This window comes from Streptomyces sp. NPDC008079 (assembly GCF_042957385.1).
Taxonomy (GTDB): domain Bacteria; phylum Actinomycetota; class Actinomycetes; order Streptomycetales; family Streptomycetaceae; genus Actinacidiphila.
This window is the reverse complement of sequence record NZ_JBIBIC010000001.1, coordinates 1,431,490-1,451,033: the sequence shown is the minus strand read 5'-3', so window position 1 is coordinate 1,451,033 and position 19,544 is coordinate 1,431,490. Positions and strand designations below refer to the sequence as shown.

Sequence of the window (19,544 nt, the reverse complement as noted above, 5' to 3'; positions counted from 1 at the left end):
GGATCGTCAGTTCCTCTGGCACGATAGCCCACGTGACGGACGACCTGGAAGGGCGAGTGGCGGTCGTGACCGGCGGCACCCGCGGCATCGGCCGGGGCATCGCCGAGGCGCTGGCGGCGGCCGGCGCCCGGGTGCTGGTGTGCGGGCGCACACCGCCCGCGGACCTGCCGCCCGGTGTCGCCTTCCGGGCCGTGGACGTCCGCGACCCCGAGGCGGTGCGGGCGCTCTTCGCGCACGTCGCCGAGGCGTACGGGCGGCTCGACCTGCTGGTGAACAACGCGGGCGGCTCCCCCGCCGCCGACGCCGCCACCGCCTCGCCGCGCTTCTCGCGGGCGGTCGTCGAGCTGAATCTGCTGGCGCCGCTGTACTGCGCACAGGCCGCGTACGCCCTGATGGCCCGCCAGCCGGACGGCGGCTCCATCGTCAACATCGGCAGCGTCAGCGGCAGCCGCCCCTCGCCGGGAACCGCCGCATATGGCGCCGCCAAAGCGGGCCTGGCCTCTCTCACCCGCTCGCTGGCCGCCGAGTGGGGCCCCGCGATCCGGGTGAACTGCCTGGTCGTGGGCCTGGTGCTGACGGACCGCTCGGCGGCGCACTACGGGGAGGGCGACCCCGCCGTACAGCGCGCGGTGGCCGCCGCCATACCGCTGGGGAGATTCGCGGAACCGGCCGACATCGCCGGTCCCGTCCTCTTTCTGGCCTCCCCGTCAGCACGCTATGTAACCGGCGCTGAGCTGCATGTTCATGGTGGCGGTGAGCTGCCTCCCCATTTGCAGGCGGCCGAATCGCGCGCTGATCACCCGTCGGTAAACTGACGGCATGACAGGACAAGTTCGCACCGTCGACGGCCGTGTTGCCGGTCGCCGCGGGCAGGCGACGCGGCAGAAGCTGCTCGACTGCCTGGGCGAGATGCTCAGCACGTCGCCGTACCGGGACGTCAAGGTCATCGACGTCGCCCGGATGGCGGGCACCTCCCCCGCAACGTTCTACCAGTACTTCCCCGACGTCGAAGGCGCCGTTCTCGAACTCGCCGACGAGATGGCCAAGGAGGGGGCGGGCCTGACCGAATTGGTCGCGGGCCGCTCCTGGGTCGGCAAATCAGGCGCCCAGGCGGCCGAGGAACTCGTCGACGGTTTCCTCTCCTTCTGGCGGAAGCACGACGCCATTTTGCGCGTCGTCGACCTCGGAGCAGCGGAAGGGGACAAGCGGTTCTACAAGATCCGCATGAAGATCCTCAACGCCGTCACCAATTCCCTGACCGACTCCATCAAGGACCTTCAGAGCAAGGGCAAGGTCGACAAGGAGGTCAGCCCGGCGGCCGTCGCCGGATCGCTGGTCGCCATGCTGGCCGCTGTCGCCGCTCACCAGAAGGGCTTCACGAGCTGGGGCGTCAAGCAGGCCGAGCTGAAGCCGAATCTCGCGCTGCTGGTCCACCTCGGTGTGACCGGAAAGAAGCCCGCCAAGTAGCGGACGCGGCACGCACCGCTTTTCGCGTTGACGTTTCGCCGTCCTGCCAGAAAGTCACGCCCTGACGCGGGCGCCGCACAGTCCTCGGGGGAGGTACGCGGCGCCCGCGTCTTCGTGTGGGTGACGGCACGGATCCCCGGCTTCGTGTGGGTGACCCTTCACCCCCGCCTCACTCGCGCGGCGTCAGCCGGAACACCCGGATCTCGCGCGTCACGCGGGAGGCGTAGACCGCGTAGGGCGGCCAGAAGGCGACCAGCGCCTTCCAGGCGGCGGCGCGGTCGTCGCCGGTCAGCAGGTTCGCGGTGACCTGGAGGTCGCGGCCCCGGCCGCTGACCACGGCGTCGGGATGCGCCAGCAGATTGGCCGACCAGGCCGGATGCCCCGGACGGCCGAAGTTGCTGCCCACGAGAACGAGGGTGCCGCCGTCCTCGGGCATGCACGCCAGCGGCGTACGCCGCGGCAGTCCGCTGCGTGCGCCGGTCGCGGTGAGGACGACGCCGGGCAGCAAGCTCGCGCTGACCAGGAACCTTCCGCCGGTCAGCCGGTGGACCGCGCTGTCCATGACCGGCACGACATGCGGCGCGACCTTGGCGAAGGCCCGGGTGGCCGACACCTTCTGCACGGACCTGCCCAGAACGCCGGTCCTGCTGACCACACCGCGCCCGCTGACGGCGCCCTTCACGGCGGCGTCGGCCGCGCCGCTCACGCCGCGCTCCTGACCAGCGCGGGCGCGAAGAGCCCCGCCCGGTCCGCGGCGTGCGCGCGCAGGGCGTCGACCGGTCCGAAGAGCAGTTCGTCGGCGGTGGCCCGCTTGAAGTACAGATGCGCGTGGTGCTCCCAGGTGAAGCCGAGGCCGCCGTGCAACTGGATCGCCGCGCCCGCCACCATGCGCAGCGTTTCCAGCGCCTGGGCGAGGGCTACGGGCGCGGCCAGCTCGAATTCGGCGCTCGCCTCGGTGTCGTCCGCCCCGGAGGAGCCCCCGGCCGCCCAGGCAGCGTAATAGGCGGCGGACCGCGCCGCCTGAAGCTGTACGTACAGGTCGGCGAGCCGGTGCTTGACCGCCTGGAAGGAGCCGATCGGGCGCCCGAACTGCTCCCTGACCTTCACGTACTCCACCGTCGAGGTGAGCGCGTGATCGGCGGCGCCCACGGCTTCCGCGGCCAGCGCGGCGGCGGCGAGGCGGCCGGCGTCGGCCAGGGCGGCGGCGGGGGCGCCGCCGAGCGCTTCGGCGGGAGTGTCGCGCAGCTCGACGCGGGCCAGGGGCCGGGTCTCGTCGAGCGCGGTCAGGCGGGTGCGTACGAGCCCCGGTGCGGTGGATTCGACGAGGAAGAGGCGGGTACGGGTGGCCGCGTATCCGCCGGTGTGGGCCGCCACGATCAGCAGGTCCGCGCTGTGCGCGCCGAGCGCGCGGTCCGCCTGCCCGTAGAGCAGGTGCCGTCCTGGCGGCCCGTCGGCCGCCGCGCGGGCCTGGACGCCGCCCGCCCGGCCGCCACCCGCCCAGTCGCCGTCATTGGGCCCGGTGAGGGCCAGCGCGGTGGCCGGCGGGCCAGCGGTGACCAGCGCGGCGGTCAGGGTGCCGTCGGCGATCCGCGGCAGCAGGCGAGCCCGCTGCTCCTGATTGCCGAGGGCCGCGATCAGGGGCGCGGCCAGGACGGAGGTGCCGAGCAGTGGGGACGGCAGCAGCGCCCGGCCGGTCTCCTCGCAGGCGAGGACCAGTTCGGTGGGGCCGCAGCCGACGCCGCCGACCGCTGCGGGCAGCGCGAGCCCCGGCAGGCCGAGCGTCTGCGCGAGATGGCGCCACAGCGCCTCGTCGTGCCCCGCCGCCGTGGCGACGGCGGCCCGCACATCGTCGGGACCACAGCGTTTGTGCAGCAGGTCCCGCAAAGTGCGCCGGATTTCGGCCTGCTCGTCGGTGAACGCGGCGTCCATCGGCCGCTCCTCCCTGCCGCGACTGCGATCTGACGGGCCGTCATCTTAGGTGCCCCCCGCCACGATGCCCAGGCCCGTGCACCGCCGATACGCGAGCCAGCGCCAAGGCCGCACCTGGTGGCGGGCGCCACACCAGCGCCCGGGCGGATACGCCAACCCGCGGCACACCACGGCCGCCACCCGTGCGCGGCCCCACAAGAGCGCCCGCCTGGGACCGTAAAGCCGACCCACCCCGGACCCCGCGCACCGACGCACACGCCCCGGCGGGGCATCATGTCCCGCATGACCAGCAGCAGCCAGCCGCCGGGGGCGCCGCGGCGCAGCGCCCTCCGCCGCTTCCTCTCCCCCGGCCCCGACTCCTCGACGACCCAGCTCAGGGCATACGCGTGGACGTGGGCGATCTTGCTGGTGGTGTGGATCAGCGCGCAGTTCTGGGCGCATCCGGACGGGCTGCGCAGGGCGCTGTACATCCTGCTGTCGCTGGTCTCGATCACGCAGGCGCTGAGCGCGCTCGCACTGCTGAGCAAGCGGTCGGACAGGCGGCGCTGAACCCGTACCGGGACCGTATCGCCGCCACCCGAATCTGATGTACCGTCAGATTCATGGCTCAACGCCCCCGTGGACAACGTGCTGTGGCGGTCGTCGGTGTCGCCCTGTCGGACTGCGGACGGGTGGACGACGCCACCGCGTACGCGCTGCACGCGCAGGCGGCCAGGCGCGCGCTCGCCGACTCCGGGCTCGACCGGGCCGTGGTGGACGGCCTGGCCTCCGCCGGGCTCGGCACGCTGGCGCCGGTCGAGGTGGCCGAGTATCTGGGGCTGCGGCCGACCTGGGTGGACTCCACGGCCGTGGGCGGCTCGACGTGGGAGGTGATGGCCGCGCACGCGGCGGACGCCATAGCCGCGGGCCACGCCAACGCCGTGCTGCTCGTCTACGGCTCCACCGCCCGCGCCGATCTCAAGGCGGGCCGCCGTACCGCCAATCTGTCCTTCGGCGCGGGCGGCCCGCTCCAGTTCGAGGTCCCGTACGGCCACACGCTGATCTCCAAGTACGCGATGGCCGCGCGGCGCCACATGCACGAGTACGGCACCACCTTGGAGCAGCTCGCCGAAGTCGCCGTCCAGGCGCGGTCGAACGCGGCCCGCAATCCCGACGCCATGTACCGCGCGCCCATCACCGTGGACGAGGTGCTGTCGGGGCCGATGATCGCGGACCCGTTCACCAAGCTGCACTGCTGCCTGCGCTCCGACGGCGGCGGCGCCGTATTGCTGGCGGCCGAGGAATATGTGCCGGATTGCGCCAAGCCGCCGGTATGGGTGCTGGGCAGCGGCACGTCGGTGTCGCACACGTCGATGGCCCAGTGGCCGGACTTCACCGTCTCCCCCGCCGCGACCTCGGGACGGCTGGCCTTCGAGCGCGCGGGGGTGACGCCCGCGGAGATCGACCTGGCGGAGATCTACGACGCCTTCACCTATATGACGCTGGTAACGCTGGAGGATCTGGGTTTCTGCGCCAAGGGCGAGGGCGGCGCCTTTGTGGCGGACGGGCGGCTGACGGTGGACGGCGCGCTGCCGGTGAACACCGACGGCGGCGGCCTGTCCGCCTGCCACCCCGGTATGCGCGGTCTCTTCCTGCTCGTCGAGGCCGTACGGCAGTTGCGCGGCGAGGCGGGTGAGCGGCAGGTGCGCAAGGCGGGCGGGCGGCTGCCGGAGCTGGCCGTCGCCTCGGGGACGGGCGGCTGGTTCTGCTCCTCCGGCACGATGGTGCTCGGCCGGGGCTGAGGCCGGGCAATCCGCACCGGTCAGCGCCGGTGTCCCGGCCGTACACGGCCGGGTGCGCCCGATACCCTTCCCGCGTGCTGCGACGTCTCCTGCTGCCCGCCGCGTGCACCGCCGCGCTGGTCCTGGTGTCGGTGCTGCTGCCCGGTGCCGGACGCCCGCGTACGGCGCCGCACTGGACGAACAGGGCCGCCGCGCGCTTCTGGACCCCCGAGCGGATGGCCGACTCCATGCCGTCGTCGGTCCGGCAGCTCGGCCCGGCAGCGGAACCGGGCACCGTGCCGGGACCGTTCACCCGCTCCGAGACCGCGACGCACTTCGGGGGCGTCCCGACCGTCGGCATGCTCTTCTCGGTCGACAGCGACATGACCGCGCACTTCTGCACCGCGAGCGTCGTGCACAGCCCCGGCCGCGACCTGATCCTGACCGCCGCGCACTGCCGACCGGGCGCGAACATCGGCTTCGTACCGCAGTTCCGCGCGGGTGCGGCCCGGCAGCCGTACGGGATCTGGGCCGTCTCGCAGGTCTTCACCGACGCGCGCTGGGCACCCGCGGACGACGCCGAGTCCGCCTACGACTTCGCCTTCGCCCGGGTCGCGCCGGACGCGGACGGGCGGCGGATCGAGGAGGTGACGGGCGGCAACCGCCTGATCCGTACGCCCGGCTTCCACAACCGCGTCACCGTCATCGGCTACCCGCGCACCTCCGACGACCCGTCCGACGAGGCGATCACCTGCACGACGACCACCTCGCGGCTCGAAGGGCTGCGCCAATTGCAGCTGGTGTGCGCGGGGTACTTCGCCGGCACCTCCGGCAGCCCGTGGCTGCTCGACTACAACACCCGCACCAAGAGCGGCAGCGTCATCGGTCTGATCGGCGGCGAGGACGAGGGTGGGCTGTCCGACCGGATCTCGTACAGCCCGTTCTTCGACGACGCGATCCAGGCGCTGTACCGGAAGGCGGTACGGGCCCGGTCGCGTACGCCGCACATGGTGACGGCCAAGCGCTGACGCCCGCCTCACGCGGGCGGCAGGGGTTCAGGCCGGGCGGAAGACGGGGATCGCGGGCTCGTCCTCGGGCGGGGTTCCCGCGTCCGCGCCACGGCGGAAATCCACCCTCAGCGGCATCCCGATCCGTAATCCCTGCGCCGCGCAGCCGATGACTTCCGTCATCATGCGCGGCCCTTCGGCGAGATCGACGACGGCCGCCGCGTAGGGGAGCCGGTCGCGGAACGGCGGCAGGTCGTTGAGGTGGACGACCGACCAGGTGTAGAGGGTGGCGAGGCCGGAGGCGGTCTCCCAGACCACGTCCTCGCTCCAGCAGTGCGGGCAGAATTCGCGCGGGTAGTGGTGCGCGGCGCCGCATCCGTCGGCCCGGCAGCGCCGGATGAGCAGCCGCCCCTCGGCCGCCGCGTCCCAATAGGTGCGGGTGAAGGCGTCGGTTCGCGGCAGGTCGAACCGCGCCGCGCCGCTCACCGGAACAGCCCGAAGGCGTCGTCCAGCGACCATGTCTGCCAGCTCACGGCGAAGAACGCCACGACCGAGATCAGCGCCATCATCGTGTTCTGTCCCTGCTCGGCCCAGTCGTGGATCATCAGGACGAGGTAGAGCAGGTTCAGCAGCAGGCCGCCGACGAGGGCGACGGGGGTGAGCAGGCCGGTGATCAGCCCGAGCCCGAGGGCGAGTTCGGCGTAGACGACGACGTACGCCATCAGGCGAGGGCGCGGGGCGACGACCGCCGCGAAGCCGGTGCGCACGAAGGGCCAGCGGTGCCGCTCGGCCACGTCGGCGGCCCAGGCGATGCCCGTACCGCGCGCGAACCACGCCTTTTTGTCCTTGTGCCGCCAACTCTCCAGCCACCACAGCCCCAGCCCTATGCGCAGTACGGCCAGCCATTCCGGGCCGCTGAGCCAGATCGCGCGCATGCCGGACCTCCTCCAAATCTGACGGTACGTCAGTTCAGCGGACGGCGGGCGGTATGCGCAAGAGGCCGGACCGAACCTCGCCGACCGATCCGTTCCGGGCTACGCTCACACGCGCGCGAGCAGTTACCTTCCGGTACCGCCGCAACTCGTTTCTCGTACGACTTTCAGGCCCCGGGAGTTCTCCATGTCCCACCCCAGCAACGCCGGTTCGGGCACGCCCGCGAGCAGCGCGACCGCCGAGCCGGACGCCATCGTCATCGGCGCGGGACCCGGCGGCCTGGCCGCCGCTGCCGCGCTCAGAGCGCGAGGGGTGCGCCCCCTGGTACTGGAGCGCTCGGAGCACCTCGGCGCCTCCTGGCGCGCCCACTACGACCGGCTGCGCCTGCACACCACGCGCCGGCTGTCCGCGCTGCCCGGCCTGCAGATCCCGCGCGCGTACGGCCGTTGGGTCGCCCGCGACGACGTGGTGCGCTACCTGGAGCAGTACGCCGAGCACCACGACCTGGACATCACCACCGGCATAGCGGTGGAGCGCGTCGACCGCGCGGCGTCGGGCGCGGGCTGGGAACTGCCCGCCAACGGCGGCCGGGTACTCACCTCCCCCGTGGTCGTCGTCGCCACCGGCCACAACCACGCGCCGCACATACCGGACTGGGAGGGCCGCGACACCTTCCCCGGCGAACTCCTGCACTCCGCCGCCTACCGCAACGCCGCCCCCTACGCCGGGCGCGACGTGCTCGTCGTCGGCGTCGGCAACAGCGGCGCCGAGATCGCCGTCGACCTCGTCGAAGGCGGCGCCGCCCGGGTACGGCTCGCCGTCCGCACCCCGCCGCACATCATGCGCCGGTCCACGGCGGGCTGGCCCGCGCAGGCCAGCGGCATCCTGTGCCGACGGCTGCCGACCCGCGTCGTCGACCGCGTCGCCCCGTACATCGAGCGGGCCAGCGTGCCCGACCTGTCGGCGTACGGCCTGCCCCGCCCGGAGACCGGCCTGTACGCGCGCGTGCTCGACGGCTCCATCCCCGTCCAGGACGTGGGCCTGATCGACGCCGTACGCGCCCGGCGGGTCGAACCCGTCGCCGCCGTCGAGCGCTTCGACGGGGACAAGGTGCACCTGGCCGACGGCTCGCAGATCAGCCCCGAGGTCGTCATCGCCGCCACCGGGTACCGGCGCGGCCTCGAACCGCTCGTCGGCCACCTCGGCGTACTCGACGGGCGCGGGCGCCCGGTCGTGCACGGCGCCCGCTCGCCCAAGGGCGCCCCCGGTCTGTACTTCACCGGCTTCACCAACCCCATCAGCGGCATGTTCCGCGAAATGGCCATCGACGCCCGCCGGATCGCCCGGAAGGTGTCCCACACCCGCTGACCCGTACGCGCCCGCTTCGTACGTACCGCCGCGGCACCCGGCCGTGCGCGCGCTGACGCACGCCCGCTCCCACACCCCCGCTCCCACATCCCTCTCTCTCCATACGCAGGCCGCCGACCCGCTCGGGACGCCGGAACCCCGCGTCCCCGCGTCCCCGCGAGCGAACCGGACGCCGCGCGTCCGCACCCCGCACAGGGCCGCACATTTCTTTTCCGTGACCCGACTGTTCCTGACAGGTCGTCAGTTCAGTAATCTGACTATGCGTCAGTTCTGTAGACCCAGCAGCAGGAGGGGGCGAGACCGATGCTCGGATCCACGTTCAGCACCCGCAGTCCCGGCCCGGGGCCCGTCGCGCGCGGCGGGTCGGACACCGATGTCGGCGGCCGTCCGCTGCACGCCCCCGTACCCGACCTCGACAGGTTCTTCCGGCCCCGGACGGTGGCGGTGGTCGGCGCGTCCGACACCGAGGGGCGGCCCAACACCGGCATCACGCGACAGCTCCTGACCTGGTCGCAGCGGGTCGGCGCCCAGTTGCTGCCGGTCAACCCCGGCCGGGAGACCGTCTTCGGCCTGCCCTGCCACGCCTCGGTTGCCGATCTCCCGGAGGACGTGGACCTGGCGGTGCTGCTGGTCGCCGACCCACTGCCCGTGATCGAGCAACTGGGCGAGGCGAAGGTCTCCTTCGCCGTGGCCTTCGCCTCCGGCTTCGCCGAGACCGGCGCCGAGGGCGCGGCGGCCCAGACCCGGCTGGCCGAGGTCGTCGCCCGCTCCGGCCTGCGGCTGCTCGGGCCGAACACCAACCTCAACGCCTTCGAGGAGTTCCGCGAGGACCTCACGGGACCCGCCATCGCGCTGATCACCCAGTCCGGCCACCAGGGCCGCCCCCTGCACTCCCTCCAGCAACTCGGCATCCGGCTCAGCCACTGGGCGCCCACCGGCAACGAAGCGGACCTGGAGACCGCCGACTTCATCTCCTACTTCGCCGGGCAGCCCGAGGTCGGCGCCATCGCCGCATATGTGGAAGGGCTCAAGGACGGCAGGTCGTTCTGCCTCGCCGCCGACCGCGCGGCCCGGCGCAAGGTGCCGGTGGTAATGGTCAAGGTGGGCCGCACCGACGCCGGGGCCAGGACCGCCGCCTCGCACACCGGCAAGCTCACCGGCACCGATTCCGTGATCGACGCCGCCCTGCGGCAGTTCGGCGTGATCCGCGTCGACGGGCTCGACGAACTCCAGGACACCGCGGCCCTGCTGGCCCGCGCCCGGCCGCCCGCCGCGGACGGGGTCGTCGTCTACTCCATATCCGGCGGCACCGGCGCGCACTTCGCCGACCTGGCCACCTCGGCCGGGCTGCGGCTGCCCGCGCTGTCGGAGGCCAAGCGCACCGAACTCCACCAGTGGATCCCGGACTACCTGAACGTCGCCAACCCGGTCGACAACGGCGGCCACCCGGTGGGCGACTGGCGCGGCCGGAAGATCATCGACGCGATCCTGGCCGATCCGGCCGTCGGCGTACTGATCTGTCCCATCACCGGCCCCTTCCCGCCGATGAGCGACAAGCTGGCGCGCGACCTGGCGGACGCGGCGGAGGAGACGGACAAGCTGATCTGCGTGGTGTGGGGCTCCCCGGTCGGCACCGAGGACGCCTACCGCACCACCCTGCTCGGCTCCTCCCGGCTGGCGACCTTCCGCACCTTCGGCAACTGCGTCACCGCCGTGAAGTCCTACCTCGACCACCACCGTTTCACCGCCGCCTACCGCTCGCCCTTCGACGAGGCGCCGCGCACACCGTCGTCCTCGGCGCGCAAGGCACGTGGCCTGCTGCGCGCGGGCCACCAGCTCAGCGAGCACGCGGCCAAGCAACTGCTGCGGGCGTACGGGATCCGGGTGCCCCGCGAGCAGTTGGTGACCAGCGCGGCGGGCGCCGTCCGGGCCGCGGGCCTGGTCGGCTACCCGGTGGTGATGAAGGCTTCCGCGGCGCAGCTCGGGCACAAGACGGAGCTGGGCCTGGTCAGGCTCGGCCTCACCTCGGCCAGCCAGGTCAGGGACGCCTACCGCGAACTCACCGACACCGCCCGCGCCGCCGACATCGACCTGGACGGCATCCTGGTCTGCCAGCTGGTCGAGCGCGGCGTGGAGATGGTGGTCGGCATCTCGCCCGACCCGCTCTTCGGCCCGACTGTCACCGTGGGACTCGGCGGAATCCTGGTCGAGGTCCTCGCCGACACCGCCGTACGCGTGCCGCCCTTCGGGCCGGACACCGCGCGCGGCATGCTGGACGACCTGCGGGGCCGCAGAATCCTCGACGGGGTCAGGGGGGCGCCGCCCGCCGATACCGACGCGCTCATCGACGTGGTCATGCGCGTGCAGCGTATGGCGATGGAACTGGGCGACTCGCTCGCCGAACTCGACATCAACCCGCTGATGGTGCTGCCGCGCGGGCAGGGCGCGGTCGCGCTCGACGCACTGGCCGTCTGCTACTGACCGCGCCGACCCGTACGCCGACGATTCGCCCCCCACCGGTCCGTGCCGGAACGGTCCGCGCCGGAAGAGCGCACGCCGACACGTCCCGCGCCCGGACGCCGCGCACCCCCATGCCCAGCCCTCGAACACCCCGTGCCCGCGTGCCCCGTGCCCGCATACCCCGTTCCCGCTCTTCCCGCTCCGACCGAGGATTCCCATGGCCGACTCCCCCTCCACCGACTCCGACAACACCGCCGCCGACTCCGTTGAGTCACCGGACGATTCCGCTGAGTCAGTTGTACGTCACGCCACTGACAACGGGGTCTCGTGGATCACGCTCGACCGCCCGCACGCCATGAACGCCCTGACCTGGGACCAGCGCGAACGCCTGATCGGCCTGCTCGAAGCGGCCTCGGCGGAACCGGACGTGCGGGCCGTCGTACTGACCGCGACCGGCCGGGCGTTCTGCGCGGGCGCGGATCTGAGCGGAGGCGCGAGCGCACCGGCCGAGCGGGTGCCGGGCGATGTGGCGCGGACGATCAGGCGCGGCGCGCAGCGGCTGATCGCGGCCGTGCTCGACTGCGAGAAGCCGGTCGTCGCGGCGGTCAACGGCACCGCCGCCGGGATCGGCGCCCACCTCGCCCTCGCCTGCGACCTCGTCCTCGCCTCGGAACGGGCCACGTTCATCGAGGTGTTCGTCCGGCGCGGCCTGGCCCCCGACGGCGGGGGCGCGTATCTGCTGCCGCGGCTGATCGGCCCGCAGCGCGCGAAGGAACTGCTCTTCTTCGGCGACGCGCTGCCCGCCGCCGAGGCGGAACGCCTCGGACTGGTCAACCGCGTCGTACCGGCCGCCGAGTTGGACAAGACCGCGCGCGCCTGGGCGGACCGCCTGGCCGCCGGGCCCACGCGCGCGACGGCGCTGGCCAAACAGCTCGTCAACGCCTCCCTCGACACCGACCGCGCCACCGCGTTCGCCGCCGAGGCGGCGGCGCAGGAGATCGTCATGACCACCGCCGACGCGCTGGAGGGCGTCCGCAGCTTCACCGAGCGGCGGCAGCCGCACTTCCGGGGCCGGTGACCCGATTCCCGCCGTCCGCCACTCGCCGCCCGCCACCGGCCACCGGCCACCGGCCGACGAGCACGCCCCCGCCGAGAAACCCGGTTCCCGCCGATCGACAGCGCCCCGACCTCACCCCGACCTCACCCCGGCCTCACCTCACCCTTCCTATCTGACGGTCCGTCAGATTCAATGGAGGGGTGATGGGACACGCGGGAATGGCGGAGACCGCCGTGCGGTATCTGAGGTCGGTCGGGGCGGCGACGGCCACGGCGCCGGGCGCCGGAGGTCCGACGACGGCGCCCACGGCGCTGCCGGGCGCCGCACCACTGGCCGGGGCGCGCGCCGCGCTGCGGGCGGTGGGCCCGGACGAGCGGGCACCGGTGGACCAGGGTGAATTCCGCGGGGTGCTCGGCCGTTTCGCGACCGGCGTGACACTGGTGACGGCGGCCTGCCCCGACGGGCCGGCCGGCTTCGCCTGCCAGTCGTTCGTGTCGCTGTCGCTGGATCCGCCGCTGGTGGCGTTCATGGTCGGGCGTACGTCAACGACCTGGCCGCGCATCGCCCGTGCGGGCGTTTTCTGCGCCAACGTACTGACGGCGGGGCAGGCTTCGCTGTGCAGGCAGTTCGCGGTGAGTGGCTCGGACAAGTTCGCGGGCGTGGACTGGACGCCCGCGCCCGTTTCGGGGTCGCCCCGGATCGGCGGCGCGTCCGCGTGGATCGACTGCGCGATCCACGCGGTGCACACCGGGGGCGACCACCTCGTGGTGGTGGGCCGGGTGGTCGCGCTGGGCGCGACGGACGGCGCCAACGGCCCGGACGCCCCGGCCGGCCCCGAGGACCCTTCCGGACCTTTGCTGTTCTACCGGGGCGGATTCGGAACTTTCGCTCCTTTTGGCCCGTTCACCCCGTAACCGCCAACGCCGGTACCGCGGCGACCGGTCGGCGGCGGATGACGAGGGACATCAGCGCGGCCACCGCGCACAGGGCACCGGAGGAGTACCAGACGACGTCGTACGAGCCGAACGCGTCACGCGCGACACCTCCCAGATAGGCGACGAGGGCGGCTCCGATCTGGTGGGAGGCGAGGACCCAGCCGAAGACGATCGCGCTGTTCTCGCCGTAGTGCTCGCGGCACAGGGCGATGGTCGGCGGGACCGTGGCGACCCAGTCGAGGCCGTAGAAGACGATGAACAGCACCATCGGCGGATGGACGCTGTCCGCGAGCAGGATGGGGAGGAACATCAGGGAGAGTCCGCGCAGGCCGTAGTAGATCGCGAGCAGGCGGCGCGGTGATACGCGGTCGGTGAACCAGCCGGAGGCCACCGTGCCCGCGATGTCGAAGACGCCGATCACGGCCAGCAGGGAGGCGGCGGCGGTGACGGGCATGCCGTGGTCGTGGGCGGCGGGCACGAAGTGGGTCTTGACCAGGCCGTTGGTGGACGCGCCGCAGATCGCGAAGGTGCCCGCGAGCAGCCAGAACGGTCCGGTACGCGCCGCGTCGCGCAGGGCCCGCAGCGCCCGGCCCGCGGCGCCCGCGACCGGTGCGGGCTTGGGGGTGAACTCGGCGGCGCCGTAGGCCGCGAGGCCCACGTCGGCGGGGTGATCGCGCAGCAGGAACCAGACGAAGGGGACGACGGCGAGCGCGGCGCAGGCCACCACCGCGGCGGCCGGGCGCCAGCCGTGGTGTTCGGTGATCCAGGACAGCACGGGCAGGAAGACCAGTTGTCCGGCCGCGCCGCCCGCGGTGAGGATGCCGGTGACCAGGCCGCGGCGGGCGACGAACCACCGGTTGGTGACGGTGGCGGCGAAGGCCAGCGCCATCGAGCCGCTGCCGAGGCCGACGAGCACGCCCCAGCACAGCACGAGTTGCCACACCTGCGTCATGTAGACGGTCAGTCCCGCGCCGAGCGCGATGGTGACCAGCGCGCACGCCACCACGCGCCGGATGCCGAAGCGGTCCATCAGCGCGGCGGCGAAGGGCGCGGTGAGCCCGTACAGCGCGAGGTTCACCGAGACCGCGAAGCCGATCATGCCGCGCGACCAGCCGAATTCGGTGTGCAGCGGGTCGATCAGCAGTCCGGGGAGCGAGGCGAAGGCGGCGGCGCCGACGAGGGTCACGAAGGTGACGACGGCGACGGCCCAGGCGCGGTGCGGTCGCACGCGGGCGCCGGGGCGGGGACCGAGGTCAGGAGCAACGCCGGATACGGCACCAGTGTCAGGGACCTGACCGGCGGAGTGCGATGTCTGCGTCACTCGAACAGTCTCCGGAGATCGGTACCACCGGAAGAGTGGCCCGATGGCCATGATGTGAAAGGATCGGGCCATGGCCGTTTTCCAGCACCCCGACCGGCACAAGGTCGCCGTCTTCGCGCTCGACGGCGTGATCCCGTTCGAACTGGGCATCCCGCTGCGGATCTTCGGCGCCGCACAGGGCGTCGAGGACGGCAGGAAGCTGTACGAGGTCGTGACGTGCAGCGTCGCCCCCGGCAGCGTCCGTACCGACGCCGATTTCAGCGTCGTCGTCGAGCACGGGCTCGAAGCGCTGGCCGAGGCGGACACGGTGGTCGTGCCCGCCTCGCACGAGTTGGGGACCGTCTACACCGAGGGGGTGCTGACGCCCGCGCTGGCCGCCGCCTTCCGCCGGATGCGGACCGGCACGCGTACGGTCTCGATCTGCACCGGCTCCTTCCTGCTCGCCGCCGCGGGCCTGCTCGACGGCCGCCCCGCGACCACCCACTGGAGCAGCGCGGACCACTTCCAGTGGCTCTTCCCGCAGGTCAAGGTGGACCCCGACGTCCTCTACGTGGACGACGGCGACGTCCTGACCTCGGCCGGGGTCGCCGCAGGCATCGACTTGTGCCTGCACATCGTGCGCCGCGACTTCGGTACGGCGGTGGCGAACGGGGTCGCGCGCCGCACCGTCGTCCCGCCGCACCGGGAGGGCGGCCAGGCGCAGTACATCCGCAGGCCGCTGCCGGAGCCGCAGTTGGCCAGTACGGAGCGGGCGCGCTCCTGGGCGCTGGACCGGCTGCACGCGCCGCTCACACTGCGGCAGCTCGCCGAGCGCGAGTCGATGAGCGTACGCACCTTCACCCGGCGGTTCCGCGAGGAGGTGGGGATGAGCCCGGGACAGTGGCTGACGCAGCAGCGCGTCGAACACGCCCGCCACCTGCTGGAGTCCACCGATCTCGGGGTCGACCAGATCGCCGGGCAGGCGGGTTTCGGCACGTCGGCGTCGATGCGTCAGCACCTCCAGGCCGCGCTCGGGGTGTCACCGACGGCGTACCGCCGCACGTTCCACAGCGCGGCCGGACGGTAGGCCCCGAGGGTCCGGAAGGCGCGGAGGGCCCGTAGGACTCGGGCGGCCGGGAGAGAGGGCTCAGAAGGTGAGCACGCCGCGCGCCACCCGCCCGTGCGCGGCGTCGTCCACCGCCTTGGCGAAGTCCTCCACCGGGTAGGTCTCTGTGACGAGTTCGTCCAGCAGCAGCCGCCCCTGCCGGTAGAGGTCGGCGTAGAGCGCTATGTCGCGCTGCGGGCGCGAGGAACCGTATCGGCAGCCGAGGATCGCCTTGTCCAGGAACATCGAGGAGACGCGGAACGACGCCTCTGCGTCGGCCGGCGGCACTCCGAGCAGCAGCGCCTGGCCGTGCCGGTCGAGCAGGTCGATCGCCTGCCGGATCAGGGCGGTGCGGCCCACGCACTCGAAGACGTGGTCGGCGCCGTGCGGCAGCAGGTCGCGTACGGAAGCGGCGTCGGCGACGAAGTCCGTGGCGCCGAACCGCCGGGCCGGCGCTTCCTTGGCCGGGTTGTTGTCGACGGCGACGATGCGGGAGGCGCCCGCGATCCGCGCGCCCTGGAGGACGTTGAGGCCGATGCCGCCGGTGCCGATGACGACGACGCTCTCACCGAGGCCGACGCGCGCCCGGTTCAGGACGGCGCCGACGCCGGTCAGCACACCGCAGCCGATCAGGGCGGCCGAGGTGAGCGGGATCTCCGGTGCGATTTTCACCGCCTGGACGGCCTTGACCACGGTCAGCTCCGCGAAGGCGGAATTCGAGGCGAAGTTGAAGAGCGGCTTCCCCTGCCGCGTGAAGGGCTTTCCCGGGCGGCCGATGGCCTGACGGCACATCGTGGGGCGGCCGCGGTCGCACTCGGGGCAGGTCCCGCAGTTGGCGAGCGTCGAGAGCGACACATGGTCGCCGACCACCACGTGGGTCACCCCCGCGCCGACCGCCTCGACCACTCCCGCGCCCTCGTGGCCGAGCACGACCGGCACCGGGAACGGGATCGTCCCGTCGATCACCGACAGGTCGCTGTGGCACAGCCCGGCCGCCGCGATCCGTACCCGCACCTCACCGGGCCCCGGCGCGCGGACCTCCAGGTCGTCCACGACCTGTGCCTGCTTGCCGTCGAAGACGACGCCCCGCACACGTACCCGGACGTCACCATAAGTGCTGTCCAGCGCGGCGCCCCCCTTGGTGCCGTCCGCGTGCGCGTCACCATTAGTGCTGCCTACCGTGCCGCCGTGCCCGCTCATGTGCGCCCCCTCAAGGGTGTCAAGGGTGTTGGGACGAGACGGAGACCACCTCGCCCGTCAGATAGGAGCTGTAGCCGCTGGCCAGGAAGACGATCGCGTTGGCGACCTCCCAGGGCCGCGCGGCCCGCCCGAACGCCTCGCGCGCGGTCAGTTCCGCCAGCAATTCGTCACTGGTGACCTTCGCGAGGTTGGCGTGCATCGCCAGCGACGGCGCGACCGCGTTGACCCGTACGCCGAACTCGGCCGCCTCCACCGCCGCGCACCTGGTCAGCGCCATCACGCCCGCCTTGGCCGCCGCGTAGTGCGCCTGTCCGGCCTGGGCGCGCCAGCCCAGCACGGACGCGTTGTTGACGATCACCCCTGTGCCGCGTTCCTGCATGTGGCGCAGGGCGGCGCGGGTGCAGCGGAAGGTGCCGTTCAAGGTGACGTCGAGGACGGTCGACCACTGCGCGTCCGTCATGTCGACGAGCGCGGCGGTACCGCCGAGGCCCGCGTTGTTGACCAGGACGTCCAGGCCGCCGAACCGCTCGGTGACGTCCGCGAAGAGCCGCCGCACATCGTCCTCGACCGTCACGTCGCACGGCACGGCAAGCGGCGCCTGGCCGGTCAGCTTCTCCAACTCCGCGGCCGCGTCGGCCAGCCGCCGCTCGTGCCGGTCGCTGATCGCCACGACCGCGCCCTCCTCGGCGCAGCGCCGCGCGGTCGCGAAGCCGATGCCGCTGCCCGCGGCGGCCGTGACCAGGACCGTACGGCCGCGCAGGAGGCCGTGCGCGGGCTCGTAGGGCGGCTCGCGCCCAGGGCCGTGCGGCGGGTGCGAAGTGTGCTTGGGATGCGGGGCGTGCTGGGGAGACGCGCTCACCCTGATGGCCTCTTCCTCCTCGGACGCGCTCACCCTTTCGGCTCCCTCGGCAGCCCCAGCGCCCGCTCCGCGATGATCGTGCGCTGCACCTCGTCCGAGCCGCCGTAGATGGTGTCCGCGCGGGAGAAGAGGAACAGGTGCTGGGCGGCGTCGAGTTCGTACGGCGCGGCCGGTGTCCAGTCGCGCGGGCCGGTGGCGGCAGACGGGCCGCGTACGGTCATCGCCAGCTCGCCGAGCCGCTGGTGCCAGGCCGACCAGAGGAGTTTGGCAGCGCTGGGCGCGGCGAGGTCGGCGGTGCCGAGGGTGCGCAGCGCGTTCCAGCGCATCGTCCGCAACTCCGCCCACAGCCGTATCAGCCGCTGCCTGATCATCGGATCGGTGTCGGCCCCTGTGCGCCGCGCCGCCTCCGTGACCTCCGCCAACTCCCGCCCGAAGCCGATCTGCTGGACCAGTGTGGACACACCGCGCTCGTGGCCGAGGAGCGCCATGGCGACCTGCCAGCCGCCGCCTTCCGCGCCGACGACCCCGACGGCGCGGGCGCCGTCGAAGAACACCTCGTTGAAGTCGGCCGCGCCGGACATCTGCCGGATCGGGCGCACGTCGATCCCCGGCTGGTCCATCGGCAGCAGCAGGAAGCTCAGGCCGTGATGGCGGCGCGAGCCGGGCTCGGTGCGCGCGAGCAGAAAGCACCAGTCGGCGTCACGCGCCAGTGACGTCCAGATCTTCTGCCCCGACACCCGGTACGAGCCGTCCGCCGGATCGCGTACGGCCGCCGTCCGCACGCCCGCCAGGTCGGAGCCCGCGCCCGGTTCGCTGTACCCCTGGCACCACAGCTCCTCGCCGCGCGCGATCGGCGGCAGGAAGCGCTCGCACTGCTCGGGTGTGCCGTGCGCCTCCAGGGTGGGCGCGAGCAGCTTCTCGCCGATGTGTCCTGTGCGTACGGGGGCGCCCGCGCGGGCGTACTCCTCGCCCCACGCGACCTGTTGCGCGAGTGTCGCGCGCCGGTTGCCGCCGTATGTTCCGGACCAGCCGAGGCCGATCCAGCCCGCCGCGCCGAGGGTACGTTCCCAGGCCCGGCGGTCGGGCGCGGCGCGCAGGTCGGTGGCGGCCGGAGTGTCGGCGAGGGCGTTGGCGGGGGCGTTTGCGGCGAGCCACTGGCGGGCCTCCGCGCGGAAGGCGTCGACCTCGGGTCCGAAGGTGAAGTCCATGGCGCTCCCTAGGCGTTGGGGCGGTCCTTGGCCGCGGCGGCCCTGCGCATGGCGTCGAGCTGTTCCAGCAGGGGCATGGGGTCGGTGCCGATGGTCGCCGGGATGACGTCGGCCAGCCGTTCCGGGGTCCAGGGCCCGTCCTGCGACCAGGCGGAACGTATCTCCCTGGGCTGCGCCCACAGCGCGATCTTGGGGCCCGCGACCGTGTAGACCTGCCCGGTGGTGTCGGCGGCGCGGTCGGAGAGCAGGTAGACGACGAGCGCGGCGACGTCCTCCGGCTCACCGATCTCCTTCAGCTCCATGGGCACGCCCGCGGACATCCGAGTACGGGCCACGGGGGCCACGCAGTTGGCGGTGACGCCGTATTTGTTCAGGCCGAGGGCGGCGCTGCGGACGAGCGAGATGATGCCGCCCTTGGCGGCGGAGTAGTTGGCCTGCGAGACGCTGCCCTGGTGGTTGCCGCTGGTGAAGCCGATCAGCGTGCCGTGGCCCTGGCGGCGCATGACCGCGCTGGCGGCCCTGAAGACGGTGAAGGTGCCCTTGAGGTGGGTGGCGATGACGGGGTCCCACTCGTCCTCCGCCATGTTGAAGAGCATGCGTTCGCGCAGGATGCCGGCGACGCAGACGACGCCGTCGAGCCGTCCCCAGCGGTCCGTCGCGGCCGACACGATCCTTTCGCCCGCCGCCATCGTGGACACGTCGTCGGCCACGGCGACCGCCTCGCCGCCCGCCGCCTCGATCTCCTTCACCACCGACTCGGCGACCTCGCCTGCCGGTTGGCCCGCGCCGTCCATGGCGACGCCGTAGTCGTTGACGACGACTTTCGATCCCTGCGCGGCGCAGGCGATGGCGACCGCGCGTCCGATGCCGCGCCCGGCGCCGGTGACGGCCACGACTTTTCCGGCCAGGAAGTTGCCCACGTCCCGCCCCTTCTCATCGTTTCTGACGGACCGTTA

At 72.9% G+C, this 19,544-nt stretch carries 19 protein-coding genes; 10 read left to right on the top strand and 9 right to left on the bottom strand.

All coding sequences use genetic code 11. The annotated features are described in order from the left end of the window. Positions 1–32: 32 nt before the first annotated feature. Both ACFZAM_RS06410 and ACFZAM_RS06405 read left to right on the top strand, forming a co-directional pair. Positions 33–815, top strand: coding sequence for an SDR family oxidoreductase (locus ACFZAM_RS06410; protein ID WP_391043206.1), 783 nt, complete (start codon positions 33–35; stop codon positions 813–815). Between the two features lie 4 nt (positions 816–819). Continuing rightward, positions 820–1,467 (top strand): TetR/AcrR family transcriptional regulator, encoded by a 648-nt coding sequence (locus ACFZAM_RS06405; protein ID WP_355337624.1) that lies wholly within the window; start codon positions 820–822, stop codon positions 1,465–1,467. A gap of 169 nt (positions 1,468–1,636) precedes the next feature. Here the strand turns inward: ACFZAM_RS06405 and ACFZAM_RS06400 are convergent, their stop codons facing one another. Together ACFZAM_RS06400 and ACFZAM_RS06395 are read right to left on the bottom strand one after the other, a co-directional pair. After that, complete coding sequence (locus tag ACFZAM_RS06400; RefSeq protein ID WP_391043582.1) at positions 1,637–2,122, bottom strand: nitroreductase/quinone reductase family protein; 486 nt, start codon at positions 2,120–2,122, stop codon at positions 1,637–1,639. Between the two features lie 47 nt (positions 2,123–2,169). Beyond that, complete coding sequence (locus ACFZAM_RS06395) at positions 2,170–3,396, bottom strand: acyl-CoA dehydrogenase family protein (RefSeq protein WP_391043203.1); 1,227 nt, start codon at positions 3,394–3,396, stop codon at positions 2,170–2,172. 282 nt (positions 3,397–3,678) lie between these two features. Here ACFZAM_RS06395 and ACFZAM_RS06390 point away from each other — a divergent pair, with 282 nt between their 5' ends. The 3 genes from ACFZAM_RS06390 (at position 3,679) to ACFZAM_RS06380 (ending at position 6,184) form a co-directional block, all read left to right on the top strand. Then, positions 3,679–3,945, top strand: coding sequence for a hypothetical protein (locus tag ACFZAM_RS06390; protein WP_355337618.1), 267 nt, complete (start codon positions 3,679–3,681; stop codon positions 3,943–3,945). A 53-nt stretch (positions 3,946–3,998) separates the two neighbouring features. Next, a complete protein-coding gene (locus ACFZAM_RS06385; RefSeq protein ID WP_391043199.1) occupies positions 3,999–5,177 on the top strand; it encodes an acetyl-CoA acetyltransferase in 1,179 nt (392 codons plus the stop codon). Between the two features lie 74 nt (positions 5,178–5,251). Continuing rightward, positions 5,252–6,184, top strand: coding sequence for a trypsin-like peptidase domain-containing protein (locus tag ACFZAM_RS06380; protein WP_391043196.1), 933 nt, complete (start codon positions 5,252–5,254; stop codon positions 6,182–6,184). 27 nt (positions 6,185–6,211) lie between these two features. Here ACFZAM_RS06380 and ACFZAM_RS06375 read toward each other — a convergent pair whose 3' ends face one another. After that, complete coding sequence (locus tag ACFZAM_RS06375) at positions 6,212–6,682, bottom strand: OB-fold domain-containing protein (RefSeq protein WP_391043193.1); 471 nt, start codon at positions 6,680–6,682, stop codon at positions 6,212–6,214. Beyond that, positions 6,646–7,098: a DoxX family protein gene (locus tag ACFZAM_RS06370; protein WP_391043190.1), complete on the bottom strand. Its 453-nt coding sequence runs from the start codon at positions 7,096–7,098 to the stop codon at positions 6,646–6,648. The genes ACFZAM_RS06375 and ACFZAM_RS06370 overlap by 37 nt, the downstream gene beginning before the upstream one ends. Positions 7,099–7,282: 184 nt before the next feature. On the opposite strand from ACFZAM_RS06370, the gene ACFZAM_RS06365 reads away from it, so the two are divergent. The 4 genes from ACFZAM_RS06365 to ACFZAM_RS06350 all read left to right on the top strand — a co-directional run bounded on the left by ACFZAM_RS06365 (position 7,283) and on the right by ACFZAM_RS06350 (position 12,895). Beyond that, positions 7,283–8,464, top strand: a complete 1,182-nt coding sequence (locus tag ACFZAM_RS06365; protein WP_391043187.1) for an NAD(P)-binding domain-containing protein — start codon at positions 7,283–7,285, stop codon at positions 8,462–8,464. A 303-nt stretch (positions 8,465–8,767) separates the two neighbouring features. Next, positions 8,768–10,945 (top strand): acetate--CoA ligase family protein, encoded by a 2,178-nt coding sequence (locus tag ACFZAM_RS06360; RefSeq protein WP_391043185.1) that lies wholly within the window; start codon positions 8,768–8,770, stop codon positions 10,943–10,945. Between the two features lie 196 nt (positions 10,946–11,141). Then, positions 11,142–12,002 (top strand): enoyl-CoA hydratase-related protein, encoded by an 861-nt coding sequence (locus ACFZAM_RS06355; RefSeq protein WP_391043183.1) that lies wholly within the window; start codon positions 11,142–11,144, stop codon positions 12,000–12,002. 197 nt (positions 12,003–12,199) lie between these two features. After that, positions 12,200–12,895 carry a flavin reductase gene (locus tag ACFZAM_RS06350; RefSeq protein WP_391043580.1) on the top strand — a complete coding sequence of 232 codons (696 nt, stop codon included), beginning with the start codon at positions 12,200–12,202 and terminating at the stop codon, positions 12,893–12,895. Here ACFZAM_RS06350 and ACFZAM_RS06345 read toward each other — a convergent pair. After that, positions 12,885–14,237 (bottom strand): MFS transporter, encoded by a 1,353-nt coding sequence (locus tag ACFZAM_RS06345; RefSeq protein ID WP_391043181.1) that lies wholly within the window; start codon positions 14,235–14,237, stop codon positions 12,885–12,887. The two genes, ACFZAM_RS06350 and ACFZAM_RS06345, sit on opposite strands and share 11 nt — an antisense overlap. 70 nt (positions 14,238–14,307) lie before the next feature. Between ACFZAM_RS06345 and ACFZAM_RS06340 the strand changes: the two genes are divergently transcribed. Next, positions 14,308–15,303: a helix-turn-helix domain-containing protein gene (locus ACFZAM_RS06340; RefSeq protein WP_391043180.1), complete on the top strand. Its 996-nt coding sequence runs from the start codon at positions 14,308–14,310 to the stop codon at positions 15,301–15,303. Between the two features lie 60 nt (positions 15,304–15,363). On the opposite strand, the gene ACFZAM_RS06335 is transcribed toward ACFZAM_RS06340, so the two are convergent. From ACFZAM_RS06335 to ACFZAM_RS06320, 4 genes are all read right to left on the bottom strand, one after another. Then, positions 15,364–16,413: an alcohol dehydrogenase catalytic domain-containing protein gene (locus ACFZAM_RS06335; protein WP_391043577.1), complete on the bottom strand. Its 1,050-nt coding sequence runs from the start codon at positions 16,411–16,413 to the stop codon at positions 15,364–15,366. A gap of 127 nt (positions 16,414–16,540) precedes the next feature. Next, entirely contained in the window at positions 16,541–17,413 is an 873-nt protein-coding gene (locus tag ACFZAM_RS06330; protein ID WP_391043178.1) for an SDR family oxidoreductase, read from the bottom strand. Beyond that, entirely contained in the window at positions 17,410–18,588 is a 1,179-nt protein-coding gene (locus ACFZAM_RS06325; RefSeq protein ID WP_391043176.1) for an acyl-CoA dehydrogenase family protein, read from the bottom strand. The genes ACFZAM_RS06330 and ACFZAM_RS06325 overlap by 4 nt, the downstream gene beginning before the upstream one ends. 8 nt (positions 18,589–18,596) lie before the next feature. After that, entirely contained in the window at positions 18,597–19,508 is a 912-nt protein-coding gene (locus ACFZAM_RS06320; protein ID WP_391043173.1) for an SDR family oxidoreductase, read from the bottom strand. Positions 19,509–19,544: the final 36 nt, after the last annotated feature.